The sequence below is a fragment of the Mesorhizobium sp. WSM4815 genome (assembly GCF_055811575.1).
The window spans coordinates 81,215-93,681 of the sequence record NZ_JBVVQS010000080.1; the positions used below are offsets into that span (position 1 = coordinate 81,215).

At 64.0% G+C, this 12,467-nt stretch carries 14 protein-coding genes and 1 pseudogene; 7 read left to right on the top strand and 8 right to left on the bottom strand.

Features of this window, described 5'->3' with window-relative positions:
* Positions 1-24: 24 nt before the first annotated feature.
* The gene (locus tag AC0L2B_RS06375; protein ID WP_473744633.1) at positions 25-321 is read right to left on the bottom strand and encodes a hypothetical protein; all 297 of its coding nucleotides are present in this window, start codon (positions 319-321) and stop codon (positions 25-27) included.
* Between the two features lie 102 nt (positions 322-423).
* Between AC0L2B_RS06375 and AC0L2B_RS06380 the strand changes: the two genes are divergently transcribed.
* Both AC0L2B_RS06380 and AC0L2B_RS06385 read left to right on the top strand, forming a co-directional pair.
* On the top strand, positions 424-1,644 hold the full coding sequence (locus AC0L2B_RS06380; protein ID WP_473744634.1) for a helix-turn-helix domain-containing protein: 1,221 nt from the start codon (positions 424-426) through the stop codon (positions 1,642-1,644).
* 41 nt (positions 1,645-1,685) lie between these two features.
* On the top strand, positions 1,686-2,336 hold the full coding sequence (locus AC0L2B_RS06385) for a Vgb family protein (protein WP_473493118.1): 651 nt from the start codon (positions 1,686-1,688) through the stop codon (positions 2,334-2,336).
* 91 nt (positions 2,337-2,427) lie between these two features.
* Here the strand turns inward: AC0L2B_RS06385 and AC0L2B_RS06390 are convergent, their stop codons facing one another.
* The 3 genes from AC0L2B_RS06390 to AC0L2B_RS06400 are packed head-to-tail and all read right to left on the bottom strand — an operon-like array spanning position 2,428 to position 4,286.
* Entirely contained in the window at positions 2,428-2,886 is a 459-nt protein-coding gene (locus AC0L2B_RS06390) for a MaoC/PaaZ C-terminal domain-containing protein (protein ID WP_473744635.1), read from the bottom strand.
* Position 2,887: 1 nt separating this feature from the next.
* The gene (locus tag AC0L2B_RS06395; protein ID WP_473744636.1) at positions 2,888-3,964 is read right to left on the bottom strand and encodes a Gfo/Idh/MocA family protein; all 1,077 of its coding nucleotides are present in this window, start codon (positions 3,962-3,964) and stop codon (positions 2,888-2,890) included.
* The gene (locus AC0L2B_RS06400) at positions 3,957-4,286 is read right to left on the bottom strand and encodes an L-rhamnose mutarotase (RefSeq protein ID WP_091597514.1); all 330 of its coding nucleotides are present in this window, start codon (positions 4,284-4,286) and stop codon (positions 3,957-3,959) included. The genes AC0L2B_RS06395 and AC0L2B_RS06400 overlap by 8 nt, the downstream gene beginning before the upstream one ends.
* Before the next feature lie 149 nt (positions 4,287-4,435).
* Here AC0L2B_RS06400 and AC0L2B_RS06405 point away from each other — a divergent pair, with 149 nt between their 5' ends.
* Both AC0L2B_RS06405 and AC0L2B_RS06410 read left to right on the top strand, forming a co-directional pair.
* A complete protein-coding gene (locus AC0L2B_RS06405; RefSeq protein WP_473521582.1) occupies positions 4,436-5,227 on the top strand; it encodes an IclR family transcriptional regulator in 792 nt (263 codons plus the stop codon).
* A gap of 51 nt (positions 5,228-5,278) precedes the next feature.
* On the top strand, positions 5,279-6,115 hold the full coding sequence (locus AC0L2B_RS06410) for an amidohydrolase family protein (RefSeq protein ID WP_473744637.1): 837 nt from the start codon (positions 5,279-5,281) through the stop codon (positions 6,113-6,115).
* 20 nt (positions 6,116-6,135) lie between these two features.
* Here the strand turns inward: AC0L2B_RS06410 and AC0L2B_RS06415 are convergent, their stop codons facing one another.
* The 3 genes and pseudogenes from AC0L2B_RS06415 to AC0L2B_RS06425 all read right to left on the bottom strand — a co-directional run.
* Positions 6,136-7,260, bottom strand: a complete 1,125-nt coding sequence (locus tag AC0L2B_RS06415; protein WP_473744651.1) for an extracellular solute-binding protein — start codon at positions 7,258-7,260, stop codon at positions 6,136-6,138.
* 20 nt (positions 7,261-7,280) lie between these two features.
* Entirely contained in the window at positions 7,281-8,441 is a 1,161-nt protein-coding gene (locus tag AC0L2B_RS06420; RefSeq protein WP_473744638.1) for a CaiB/BaiF CoA transferase family protein, read from the bottom strand.
* 3 nt (positions 8,442-8,444) lie between these two features.
* Positions 8,445-8,580, bottom strand: a pseudogene (locus tag AC0L2B_RS06425) (amine oxidase); the annotation flags it as partial.
* A 157-nt stretch (positions 8,581-8,737) separates the two neighbouring features.
* Here AC0L2B_RS06425 and AC0L2B_RS06430 point away from each other — a divergent pair.
* From AC0L2B_RS06430 to AC0L2B_RS06440, 3 genes are all read left to right on the top strand, one after another.
* A complete protein-coding gene (locus AC0L2B_RS06430; RefSeq protein WP_473744652.1) occupies positions 8,738-9,835 on the top strand; it encodes a lactonase family protein in 1,098 nt (365 codons plus the stop codon).
* A gap of 100 nt (positions 9,836-9,935) precedes the next feature.
* A complete protein-coding gene (locus tag AC0L2B_RS06435) occupies positions 9,936-11,453 on the top strand; it encodes a S10 family peptidase (protein WP_473744639.1) in 1,518 nt (505 codons plus the stop codon).
* 77 nt (positions 11,454-11,530) lie between these two features.
* Positions 11,531-12,112: a DUF1349 domain-containing protein gene (locus AC0L2B_RS06440; protein WP_473744640.1), complete on the top strand. Its 582-nt coding sequence runs from the start codon at positions 11,531-11,533 to the stop codon at positions 12,110-12,112.
* Positions 12,113-12,188: 76 nt separating this feature from the next.
* Here the strand turns inward: AC0L2B_RS06440 and AC0L2B_RS06445 are convergent, their stop codons facing one another.
* Positions 12,189-12,419: an AbrB/MazE/SpoVT family DNA-binding domain-containing protein gene (locus tag AC0L2B_RS06445; RefSeq protein WP_473493127.1), complete on the bottom strand. Its 231-nt coding sequence runs from the start codon at positions 12,417-12,419 to the stop codon at positions 12,189-12,191.
* Between the last annotated feature and the right edge of the window lie 48 nt (positions 12,420-12,467).

Consider the following 12,467-nt stretch of genomic DNA (forward strand, 5'->3'; position numbering starts at 1 on the left):
CGTTTGACCTGGCGCACGCCCGGGTCACGACCGGTGGGCACCGCTTCGTCGGCCGGCGACCAGCTTCAGCCAGGGCGCAAAATGGAAGGCGCTCATCAGCAAGTACATCATCGCCATTTCGTTCAGCGGCGACGCATCTTGCGCCGCGCAGATCATGTCGGCATCACCGATAACGGCCGTCAGCAGCGCCATGATTGCGAAGGTGGGCGCGGCCGCCAGCGATAGCCAGTCGGCCGCGTCGCGGGCGGCGACTTCGTCGCTTGGGAAATCGGCAGATCCGCTGCCTTCGGGCGGCATCTTCTGGTCGGGGTGGAGTGTCATCGAGACGTCATCCCTTTTCGACACGGCGCGCTGGTTGTTGGTGCTGAGATAGATTAGGACCGGACATCGAAAGGTGAGAGTGACAAGTGTGACGGGATTCCGATGGACTCGCTGATCACCGCTGCAGCGCGCGCCCTTGCGACGGGTGATCCCCTTGGCGCTTTGAAGCGGGTCGCCCTGCGTGACGATGCGCCTGCGCTTGCGCTGCGCGGCATTGCAATGGCGCAGCTCGGCGATCTCGTTCGCGCGAAGGCTCTCCTCAAAAGTGCTGCGCGCGCCTTCGGTCCGAAAGAGGCAGTGGCCCGCGCGAGGTGCGTCGTCGCCGAAGCCGAGATCGCGCTCGTCTCGCGCGACCTCGGCTGGCCGGCGAAGGCACTCGACGCCGCGCGGTCGACGCTTGAAAAGCACGGCGACCACGTCAATGCCGCGCATGCGCGCAATCTCGAAGCGCGGCGCCTGCTCCTGATCGGACGCCTCGATGAGGCCGAGAGCAGGCTCGCCGGCTTCCACCCGACGACGCTCCCACCCGCGTCGAGGGCCGCCCACGAGCTGGTGATTGCGGGGGTCGCGCTACGCCGCCTCCGCACCAAGGCGGCGCGCGCTGCGCTCGGGCGGGCCGCGCACGCGGCGGGCCAGGCGGACATTCCAGCGCTGACGGCCGAGGTTGAAGGCGCATCCCTGGTGATGAACACGCCCGCGGCGCGGCTGATCGCGCGCGGGGTTGAGCGCCCGCTCCTGCTCGAGGAGGTCGAAGCGCTGCTGGCGTCGGGGGCACTCGTCGTCGACGCCTGCCGCAATATCGTGCGGGACGCCGGCATGATCGTCTCGCTGGCGACGCGCCCGGTCCTGTTCGCGCTTGCGCGTGCGCTGGGCGAAGCCTGGCCCGCAGACGTGCCGCGGAGCACGCTCGTCGCACGCGCCTTCGGCGGCAAGCACGCCGATGAATCGCATCGCGCCCGGTTGCGGGTCGAAGTCGGTCGGCTTCGGGTGGAGTTGCGGTCACTGGCGGATGTGAGCGCGACCAAGCGAGGCTTTGCGCTTATGCCGCGCCGCCCACGCGATGTCGTGGTGCTGGCGCCGCCCGCCGACGAGCCGCATGCAGCGGTGCTCGCCTTCCTCGCCGACGGCGAGTCGTGGTCGAGCTCGGCGCTCGCAATTGCGCTCGGAGCCAGCTCGCGCACCGTGCAGCGCTCGCTCGAGCAGCTTGCGGCAGCAGGCAAGGTGCAGTCCTTCGGCCGCGGGCGAGCGCGCCGTTGGATGACCCCGCCGGTGCCGGGATTCCCGACAATCTTGTTACTCCCCGGCTCACTGTCGGGTTACTAGTGTCATGGACAATTCAACAGATCTGAGCCTGGAGCAGAAGCATGAAACGATCTGCAGCTGAAGTCCTCCGCGAATATGGACCCTTTCCGGGTGTCGACCAGGTGGCTGGGGTTACATTCGACGGTCAGCAGGTCTGGTTTGCGTCAGGAGACAGGCTGAACGCCTTGGATCCTGCGAGCGGCAATGTGGTGCGCGCGATCGATGTCGCCGCGCACGCAGGAACGGCCTTCGACGGCCAGCACCTGTTCCAGATCGCCGAAGATCGCATTCAGAAGATCGATCCCAACACTGGCCGCGTGCTCGCCACGATTCCGGCGCCAGGTGGCGGCGGCGACTCCGGACTCGCCTGGGCCGAAGGCTCACTTTGGGTGGGGCAGAATCGCGGTCGCAAAATCCATCAGATCGACCCCCAGACAGGGGCAGTTCTTCGCACAATCGATTCCAACCGTATCGTCACAGGGGTCACCTGGATCGACGGCGAACTCTGGCACGGCACCTGGGAAGGTGACGAAAGCGACGTCAGGCGGATAGATCCTGAAACCGGAAAGGTCCTGGAGAAGCTTGAGATGCCGCCTGGAACGGGCGTGTCGGGGCTCGAGTCCGATGGTGGCGATCAGTTCTTCTGCGGCGGTGGAAACAGCGGCAAGGTGAGAGCTATCCGCCGACCGAGGCGAGGCTCCACGAGCAGTTAACCGAAGCGGCCCTCGCGGGCGCGCTTTCCGCTTTGACGAACCGTCCGCCGGGGAGCGGTCATCAATGCGGCGGACCGGATCGCTGGAGCCCTTAAGCGCTGTTGGGCTTGTCGCGGCGCTCGACGATGTAGATGTGGTCGGCAACCAGGACCACATCGCCATGCTGGTTGATCACCTCGCAGCGCTCGATGACGCGACCCGACTCCGGCCGCTTTGGGTCGTCTTGCTTGGCCGAGATGGTGGTGCGGGTCTTGATCGTATCGCCGATGAACACCGGCTTGATGAAGCGCAACCTGTCATAGCCATAGGAGAACGCGACAGGGTTGATGACGCTTGCCGTCAGTCCGACGCCGACCGAGAAGACCAGCGTGCCATGGGCGATGCGCTGGCCGAACGGCGTCGTCTTCATGAACTCGGCGTCCATGTGGTGAGGGAAGAAATCGCCGGTATGGCCGGCATGCACGACGAAGTCGGTCTCGGTGATGGTGCGCCCGCTGGTCATACGCGACGAGCCGATCCGGTAATCCTCGAAATAGACAGTCTGCTCCATGTCAGGGCCTCGCCGCGATCGGTGTTGCCGGCGCCGCGCTCGCTTGGTAGGCAGCTTCGACCAGCGCCATTGTGCTCCAGGCGTCCTCGACGGAACTGACAAGCTCGGCGTCTTCGCCTGATGCGTGGCGTTGGACATTGGCCATGCGGCCGACAAAGGCGTCCGGAAACCATTCGCCGACGAGCGGCACCGTGACCCAGTCTGAGCCGCCCTTCGGATAGATTTCAAGGATATCGGGCTCGCCGCGCGGATAGTCGAGGTTGAGCCCGAGCTTGAGATAGGCGGCGCCCTCGGTTCCGCAGATGCGGAACTCGCAGGCCTGGTGTTTTCGGCCAAATTTATGATCATGATTGATCGACAGCGCACAGCGCACTGTGTCGCCATAGTCGAGGATCGCGCTGGTGCGGGTTTGCGCGACCTTATGGTCGGGATGACCGAGCGTCTTGGCGTGAATCCCCCTGGGATCGCCGAGCAATTGCCGGATCAGGTCGAGATAATGGATCGAGTGCATGGCGATCTCGACGCGCGGCGCCTTCAGCAGGAATCCCCACAGCTGCCAGGGTGTCGCCAGCGCCAGCCAGGCGTCGAAGTCGACGACGTCGCCCAGCCAGCCCCTGGCGATCGCATCCCTGAGAGCCAGCATCATCGGTGCGAAGCGAAGCTGGAAATTCACAGCCGCTTTCAGGTTTTTGGCGCGGCAGGTTCCGAGGATCTCGCTCGCCTCGCTGAGGTCGCTGCCCATCGGCTTCTGGATCAGCGCTACGGCGCCGTCGGGCAACGCCCTGAGCACGCCGGCATGATGAGCCGGCGGCGTCGCCAGGTCGAAGATGACGCCGTCGATTGAAGTAGCCTCCTCGATCGACCGGTAAGCGGTGACGCCCCAGTTGGCCGCGAGTTTTTCCGCCTTGGCGTGGTCTGGATCGAAAAGCCCGGCGACCGGAAAGCCGGCTTTCCCATAGGCCGGGAAATGCGCGTCGCCGACGATCGAGCCGGCGCCGAAAATCACGATCGGCCGCGGCTTCGATGGCTTCGCCCAGGACTGGGAGAGCGAGGCTGGGTCGAAAACGCCATCAGTCATGATGGAAGACTTCGTCCATCGATGCCCACCATTCGCCCTCCTTGCGGGTCGGCAGCGGCTCCTGGCAAGGCATGCACAGCGCCCACCATTCCTGCGTCTTGGGATCGGCGGCCATCTTCGCCATGTCGGCGGCATAGTCGGTGCCGTGGTACTCGAAAGTGCTGAACAAGAGGTGCTCCGGCTCCTTGAGATAGATCGAATAGTTCCTGATGTTGCAGGCGGAAATCATCGCCAGCACTTCAGGCCAGACGGCTGCGTGAAGCCGCACATATTCGGTGACCTTTTCCGGCTTGAGGCCGAGCACCATTGCCATCCGCTGCATATCCGGCTCCTGTTTCACTATCGTCGTTATGAATGCCGCGATGCGTTGCGTTGCACCGGCGGTGATCTGCCCACTATTTACATACAAACAAATAATTTACACAATCACCAAGCCGATGGTCCTTCGGATGCTGACCACGGGGAGTGACTATGGCGGAGGACGAGGACGATGACCGCTATCGCGCGCCGGCGCTCGACAAGGGTCTCGACATCCTTGAGCTTCTGGCCGGCGTCGATGGCGGCCTGACCCAGGCGGAAATCGCCAAGAAGCTCGACCGCAGCCCCAACGAGTTCTACCGCATGTTGGACCGGCTGGTGCGGCGCGGCTACGTCACGCGGCCGGATGGCGACCGTTACTCGCTGACGCTCAAGCTGTTTGGCCTGGCGCATCTGCACGCGCCGGTGCGGCGGCTGGTTTCCTATGCGACGCCGCTGATGCGCGAACTTGCCGAGACCTCGCAGCAGTCAAACCAGCTTGTCGTCTTCGACCGCGGTTCTGCCGTGGTGATCGCCCAGCAGGAGGCGCCGGACTATTGGGGCATCTCGATTCGCGTCGGCGCGCATGTCAGCCTGTTCGACACCGGCTCCGGACATGTGCTGCTGGCGTTCCGCTCGCCGGAAGAGCGGCGGATGATGATCTCCGAACATCTGCGCAGCGCCCACAAGCCGCCTCAATCGCCGGACTTCTTTGCCCGTCTCGACCAGATCCGACAACGCGGCTATGAAATGATGGCATCGATGCAGACCGCCGGTGTGTTCAACCTGTCGGCACCCGTGCTTGGCTCGGACGGTAGGGCGATCGCCGCGCTGTCGATCCCCTACATAACCCTGATCAACGCACCCAGGGCGCCCGACATTACGAGGACCATAGAACTGTTGCTGGCAGCGGCCGAAAAGCTGTCGCAACTGGCGGGAGCCGCTGCCAAGCAGGCGACTGATTGAACAATTTCTGCGTGAGATGATTTTGAAACGGCGAAGGAGGAGCGCGCAATCATGATCTTCGATACCCATCTGCATCTGATCGACCAGTCGGCGTTGCGCTATCCTTGGCTCTCCGGCGTGCCGGCACTAAATCGCGATTTCCCCTACGACGAATATGCAGTCCAGGCTCGCCGCGCCGGCATAGAGGGCGCGTTGCACATGGAGGTCGATGTCGATCCAGCCGATATCGAGGCTGAGACCAGTCACGTAAAGGCGCTGTCACACCAGAAGGACAGCTTGCTGCGCGGGGCAATAGCCTCCTGCCGTCCGGAAGAGCCGGGCTTTGCCGCCTATCTCGAGCGCCAGCGCGCCGATCCTTTCGTCAGGGGTTTTCGCCGTGTGCTCCACGTCGTGCCGGACGAGCTTTCGGAAGGCGCGCTGTTTCGCGATAACATCAAGCGGCTTGCCGGCACCAAACTGACCTTCGACCTCGTCGTCCTGCCGCATCAGATCCCCAAGGCGATTGCGCTTGCCGACCTCGCGCCGGACGCGCAGTTCGTGCTCGACCATTGCGGCGTGCCCGATATCAAGGGCAGCAGTGAGCATCCCTGGCGCGAGCATATGGCGGAGATCGCGCGGCGCCCGAACGTCGTCGGCAAAATTTCCGGTGTGGTCGCCTATGCGGACGCTGGATCCTGGACTGTCGAAACGCTGCGTTCCTATGTCGAGCACACCATCCAATGCTTTGGCTGGGACCGCGTCGTGTGGGGCAGCGACTGGCCGGTCTGCACGCTTGGCGGCGGACTAGCCACCTGGATTGCGGCAACGCACGCGCTGCTTGCCGGAGCAAGCATCGACGAACGGCAAAAGCTGCTCTCCGCCAATGCGAAGCGGCTCTGGAATTTATAGAGAAGTTAGCGAACTCTGCCTCATCTCAGCGCCGGGTGCCGGAGACTCTTCACAAACAGGCGATTGAGATCGGCGACGACGCGGCCGGCATCGTGCCTTTCGGTCAGTCCGAGGTTGATACGATCGGAGGCCGCCTGCTGGAAGGCCATGTAGCCATCCTGGCGTGGCCTGACCCAGGCCCTCTCGAGCGTGGCGCGGGTGTCCTTGTAGAAATTGCCGGCGGCTGCGTTGACGGCGGCATCGTCCCAGGCTGCGGCATGGCCGGGCTGGCCGCCGGCCGACGCATAGGGGCCGCGCTGCACCTCGCCGCTGGCGATCCAATAGGCAAAGTCGATGGCCTCTTGCGTGGCCTTCGAAAAGGCCGACACGGCAATGCCGGTTCCGCCGAGCGCCGACCCGACTACACCGGCGTTGCCGGCAGGCGGAATGTCGGCGAAGGCAAGGCGGCTGCTGCGGAATCCGGCGATGGCATAGGAAACGTAGCCGTAGATCAGCGGCGCGCAGGCGATCCGCGTGCCGGAGCTGGCCATCTCCTCCAGGACGCCGATCGGGTCCATGCCAAGGCAGGTCGGATCGACGAGAGCCGCGATCTCGCGCATCATCTCGAAAACGCGGCCGCCGATGTCAGGGTTTATGTGGTCGCCAGGCTCTTCGACGGCGGGCCTGCCGAGATTGCCGGCAAGCGTGTAGAACACCATCAGCGAATGCGGCGGCCTGAGCGGCAGCAGCACGCGGCCTTGCCGCGCCAGGTCGAGCATCTCGGACCAGTTCGCCGGCGCGGCGGAAAGCATGTCCGGCCGCCACGCCTGCACCTGGCTTGCCGTGTCGATCGGAAACGCCCACTGCCGGCCTTGCCAGTTGTAGCTAGGATAGGACTGGCCGACGCTGCCTGCCGCCAGTGCCGCGCGTTCCTCTCCACGCCCCACAACGTCGAGCGGCGCCAGACAAGTCTCGGCGGTGATCTGGCCGACATGCGGATGATCGATGACGATCAAATCGTAGGCACGGGCCAGGTCCTCGACCGGAAACGATTCGAAATCCTGCAGCGAGCGCTTGTCCCATTCGATGGTGACGCCGGTCTGCTGCTTCCACAGTCCCGAACAGGCGACCATCGGGTCGTAGCCGCGCGGATGGCTCCAGGTCATGCCTTTGAGCGTCACGTCGCTCACAGCCCGAATTCTTCGCGGATCTTTGCGCTGTGCTCGCCGATGCGCGGCGCCGCCCGCTCGACCTTGGCGCGGACGCCATCGACCCGCAGAGGCGAACGCGTGGTGAGGATCGAGACGTGATCCTCGCGCGTCACGGTCTGCAGCATGTCGAGCACCTGAAAACCTTCGCTGGCCATCATTTCCGGCCAGGTCAGCACCCTGGCGCACCAGATGTCGGCGGGATCGAGGATGGCAAGCCATTCGTCGACGGTTTTCGTCGCGATTTTTTGCGCAATGATCGCCTTGATCTCGTCGCGGGCGGTGAACCAGGTCGACGGCTGATCGCGATAGGGCGCAAGCTGTTCGAGTTCCAAAAGGTCGGCCAGCTTCGGGATCGGCGTCATGGCGATGGCCAGATAGCCGTCCTTGGCCGGATAGACGCCGTAAGGCGCCGACAGATAGGCATGGGCGCTGCGGAACGCCGATCGCCGTGGCAGGCGGCGTCCGTCATTGAGATGCGTGGTCAGCACCTCGAACTGGAAGTCGACCAGCGCTTCGAGCAGGCTGGTCTCGACATGACTGCCGGTGCCGGTCAGGCCGCGCCGCACCAGTGCGGCAAGGATGCCTTGCGCGGCGGCGGCGCCTGCCAGCATGTCGGCAATCGCCAGGCCGAAGGGCACCGGACCCTGGTCCTCGTCGCCGTTCACCCACATCACGCCGGAACGCGCCTGCGCCAGCAGATCCTGCCCGGGGCGCTTGACCCAGGGGCCTTCTTCGCCATAGCCGCTGATCGAGGCATAGACCAGGCGTGGATTGATCTTGCGCACCGCCTCGTAGTCAAGGCCAAGGCGCTCGATGACACCGGGCCGGAAATTCTGGATCAGCACGTCGGCCTTGGCCAGCAGGCCGCGCAGCGCCGCCAGATCGGCCGCTTCCTTGAGGTCGATGGCAAAGCTTTCCTTGGCCCGGTTGATGGCGTGGAAGATGGTGGAATCGCCGCCGATCTCGGTGTCGCTGAGATAGAGCCGGCGCGACAGGTCACCGCCATCGGGGCGCTCGATCTTGATGACGCGGGCGCCAAGGTCGAGCAGCCGCAGCGAGCAGTAGGGCCCGGACAGGAACTGGCTCATGTCGACGACGACGAGCCCGGTCAGCGGCAATTCGGCGATGGCCGCCATCGCCTATGTCTCCGTCTTGCCGGCGAAATCGGCCGGATTCCGGCACTTCACCGTCTGCAGGAGCTGGCAATAAAGCACGAGCTCTCCTTCACTCTTGGACTTCATAGCTGGCGCGGATCAGCCCCATCTCCTTGTATTGGGTTTCGTGTCGAGATTGGATTGCACGATCGGTCCCCGTACCAATCTTCTTTGGTGAATAGTATTTTCACATATGGGATTGTGTTTCAAGCGTGAACAGGCGAAATTTTGCCGCGATCCGCTGCGGCTGGGTGTCGGCGGAACAAGGGGGGATTTCGATGCAGGACGCCTGTCTGGTCTTCGTCGGCAGCCTCAACCGCGAGGCGCCGTATTTTCAGGGCGCGCGCGGCGTTGGGCTCAGCGTCTACAGTTTCGACGAAGAGACGCTGGAGACGAGGAAACTGGCCGAGACGGGAGACGTCGACAATCCGACCTTCCTGTCGGTGACGCCGGGCGGCTCCCATGTCTATGCCAACTCCGAAGTGTTCACCTGGCGCGAAGGCGTGGTTTCGGCCTACCATTTCGACAGGCAAACCGCCGCGCTCTCCTACATCAACAAGCAGCCGACGCTTGGCAGCATCACGGCGCACAACACCGTCACGCGCGACGGGACGAAGCTCCTGGTCGCAAATTACGGCATGGGCGAAGGCGGCCCCGATCGCTCGCTCGTCGTCTACGGACTGCGCGACGATGGCGGCCTGACTGCGCCGTTGTCGAGCGTTGCCCATAGCGGAACTGGTCCCGACGCAGTTCGTCAGGAACGTCCCCATGCCCACAGCGTCACCGAGACGATTGCCGGTGGCGTGACGATGGTCGCCGATCTCGGCATCGATCGGCTTGTCGCGTACCGCATCGGGCCGGACGGCGGCCTGACCAGACTGGCGGAGTCGGCGCTTGCGCCCGGCGCTGGGCCACGTCACGTGGCGCTGCATCCGGGCGGGCGCTTCGTATTCGTCATGAACGAACTGGATTCGACGGTCGTCTCGCTTGCGCTGGACGAAGCGTCGGGCAGGCTCACCGAGATCGACACGAAGCCGGCCGTGCCGGCCGCGGCGCGCGACGGCAATCATTGCGCCGACATCCAGATATCGCCCGACGGCCGCTTCCTCTATGGCTCCAACCGCGGCCATGACAGTGTCGTGCTGTTTTCCGTCGACCAGCAGACGGGCACGCTTGCGCTGGTCGACCATGCGCCGTGCGGGGGCGCTACGCCGCGCAATCTGGCACTGACGCCCTCGGGTCGCCATCTCTTCTCGGCCAACCAGAACGCCGACCGCATCTCGATTTTCGCACGCGATGCGGCCACGGGTCGGCTGGCCGACACCGGGCGGTTTATCGATATCGGCACGCCGATGTGCGTGAAGATCGTGCGTTGAAAGCCTTGCTCTCCTTCCAGCAGCGAGGGCGTGCACAGTCCTGTGATTTCGGCTGAGCCATCAGCGTGGTAGCTTGCAGTCGTTCCGCTGCGGAGTCGCCATGCGTACCAAGCTCCTAGAAATCACCCTTGCTATGCTGGTGCTGGTCGGCGGCCTTCCAGCCGGCCATGCGCAAGTGGCCGAACGGCCGTCGCCTTCGGGCGGCGTTCTGTCGCTGCTCCCGCCGCCCCAGGTCTCAGATCATTCGATCGTGATCGCGGGACGCACGCTCAACTATCAGGCAAGGGCCGGCACGCTGTCGTTGCTATCCGGCAAGGGCGACGTCACCGCGGAAATCTTTCATGTCGCCTACACGCTGCGTCCCGAGCCAAGCCGGGAACCTGATCCCCGCCGCCCGATCACCTTCGTATTCAACGGTGGTCCCGGAGCGGCTTCCGCCTATCTGCATCTTGGCGCGCTTGGTCCACGCGTGATGGCGACAGCGGCCGATGGAAGTTTTCTCCCACCGCCGCAGCGGCTTTTGGACAACCCGAACACCTGGCTCGACATGACCGACTTGGTCTTTGTCGATCCCGTCGGAACCGGTTACAGCCGCGAAGCATCCGGCACCGAGGCACGCAGCTTCTGGGGCGTCAATCAGGACGCCGCCGCGATGGGCGCCTTCATCCGGCTCTATCTGGCACAGGCGGGCCGCACAGCGTCGCCGGTGTTTCTTGCCGGCGAAAGCTATGGCGGGTTTCGGGCGGCACTGCTTGCCAAGACGCTCCAGGATGATATCGGCATCAGCCCTCGCGGCATCGTGCTCATCTCGCCGGCGCTCGAATTCACGCTCGTGCGGCCCGACGAGTTCCAGCCGCTTCACTGGGCGCTTGAGCTGCCGTCGCTGGCGGCGGTGCGCCTGCGCAGCCAAAGCGTCACCGGTTCCGAACTGCGGGAGCGGATGGCCGATGTCGAACGCTATGCGCTTGGCGACTATCTCGTCGCGCTTGCCAGCGGGCTCGAACAGGGCGGGCGTCTGGCGAGCCCGCGCGTTGCTGAAATCACCGGCCTGCCGCTCGAACTCGTGAAACGAAACTTTGCACGCATTCCCACCGCGCTCTTCGCCAAGGAGTTTGCGCGGGCAAGGGGCAATGTTCTCAGCGTCTATGACGGCACGATCGAAACGGCAGACGTTGCCCCGGAAAGTCCAAGGCCCAGCGGCCCTGATCCGGTGCTCGACCGAAGCGTGCCGGCGCTCACTTCCGCCTTTGTCAGCTATGTCAGGGAGGAACTGAAATTCCGTACCGATCTAAGCTATCGGCTTCTCAACCGTGAAATCAGCGGAAATTGGGATTACGGGACGAGCCCGACGCGTCAGGGCTATACCGGCGTGATGGATGACCTTCAGCAGGCGCGCGCGCTAAATCCCGGCCTCGGCGTTTTGATCGTCAACGGCTACACCGACCTGGTGACGCCCTATCTGGTGTCACGCTATCTTGTCGGCCAGGTTCCTTCGCTTCCCGGCGCAACGCCTATCCGCCTCGAACTGCTGGAAGGCGGCCACATGATGTATTTCAGGCCGGAGAGCCGGCGCGCGCTGAGAGAGGCCGCGTCCGAGCTTTACCAAGCGCCGAAATGAGCGCGTAAAAGAGACAAATCCGCCTCGTCGCATGAGAGGCGGATGACGCAACACGAACCGGCGAGGCGAACAAGTCGATGACATCTCAGCCTGCAGAACTGACTTGGCTCAACCCGCCACCGCATCATGCCTTCGGCGACAGCACCGTGCATGTTCGGACCGGCAAGGAAACCGATTTCTGGCGCGAGACTTTTTATGGCTTCTGGCGTGACAATGGCCACTTCCTCTACCGGCAGGTCGAGGGCGATTTCAGCGCCGAGGTCACCGTCAAGGGGGACTACAAGGTGCTCTATGATCAGGCCGGTTTGATGGTCCGGCTGAGCGAGACGCATTGGGTCAAGGCCGGCATCGAGTTCACCGACGGGCTCGCCTATTTTTCCGTCGTCGTCACCAATGATGCTTCCGACTGGTCGTTGGTCAGCATCCCGGCCGGTCCGGACGGAGTCAGGATCCGGCTGACCCGCCATGCCGAGACAATCCGCGTTCAGTATCGCGATGCCTCCGACCATCGCTGGAAGCCGGTGCGGCTCGCATACTTCCCGCCCTCGAAAACAGTCGAGGTCGGCATGATGTGCTGTTCGCCGCAACGCGAAGGTTTCGAAGTCACATTCAGCGATTTTTCAGTCGGCCCGGCGATCTCGAGGGAACTCCACGACTGACGCGTCCTGTCAGCGGATCGGGGCGACGCTTTCACAGCAGTATCGTTCCGACAGCCGAATTGCGCGGTCGAAGAAGCTACCGGGCATTCGCCTCGTCCCGGTCGAACTTGAAATCGGCGGGAAGGCGGCCGCGGAAGGCGCGAAGCCGCTTCAGTAATTCCTCGCGCGCAGGTTTGCGCGCGACGCCGAGTCGTCGGGCATCGGCGACGTGGATCTCAATCTCATCGCCTTCCCCGAGTTCGAGGATCTCGACCACAACTGCAGGAATACGGATAGCGAGGCTGTTGCCCCACCTGGCGACCTTCATCACACTCTCCTATGCATATGCGCCATGATAACGGAACTGCCCGGGCGG

Coding starts and splice junctions, on each gene's coding strand:
- AC0L2B_RS06375 (WP_473744633.1), bottom strand. CDS start 321: ATGACACTCCACCCCGACCAGAAGATGCCGCCCGAAGGCAGCGGATCT.
- AC0L2B_RS06380 (WP_473744634.1), top strand. CDS start 424: ATGGACTCGCTGATCACCGCTGCAGCGCGCGCCCTTGCGACGGGTGAT.
- AC0L2B_RS06385 (WP_473493118.1), top strand. CDS start 1,686: ATGAAACGATCTGCAGCTGAAGTCCTCCGCGAATATGGACCCTTTCCG.
- AC0L2B_RS06390 (WP_473744635.1), bottom strand. CDS start 2,886: ATGGAGCAGACTGTCTATTTCGAGGATTACCGGATCGGCTCGTCGCGT.
- AC0L2B_RS06395 (WP_473744636.1), bottom strand. CDS start 3,964: ATGACTGATGGCGTTTTCGACCCAGCCTCGCTCTCCCAGTCCTGGGCG.
- AC0L2B_RS06400 (WP_091597514.1), bottom strand. CDS start 4,286: ATGCAGCGGATGGCAATGGTGCTCGGCCTCAAGCCGGAAAAGGTCACC.
- AC0L2B_RS06405 (WP_473521582.1), top strand. CDS start 4,436: ATGGCGGAGGACGAGGACGATGACCGCTATCGCGCGCCGGCGCTCGAC.
- AC0L2B_RS06410 (WP_473744637.1), top strand. CDS start 5,279: ATGATCTTCGATACCCATCTGCATCTGATCGACCAGTCGGCGTTGCGC.
- AC0L2B_RS06415 (WP_473744651.1), bottom strand. CDS start 7,260: ATGACCTGGAGCCATCCGCGCGGCTACGACCCGATGGTCGCCTGTTCG.
- AC0L2B_RS06420 (WP_473744638.1), bottom strand. CDS start 8,441: ATGGCGGCCATCGCCGAATTGCCGCTGACCGGGCTCGTCGTCGTCGAC.
- AC0L2B_RS06430 (WP_473744652.1), top strand. CDS start 8,738: ATGCAGGACGCCTGTCTGGTCTTCGTCGGCAGCCTCAACCGCGAGGCG.
- AC0L2B_RS06435 (WP_473744639.1), top strand. CDS start 9,936: ATGCGTACCAAGCTCCTAGAAATCACCCTTGCTATGCTGGTGCTGGTC.
- AC0L2B_RS06440 (WP_473744640.1), top strand. CDS start 11,531: ATGACATCTCAGCCTGCAGAACTGACTTGGCTCAACCCGCCACCGCAT.
- AC0L2B_RS06445 (WP_473493127.1), bottom strand. CDS start 12,419: ATGAAGGTCGCCAGGTGGGGCAACAGCCTCGCTATCCGTATTCCTGCA.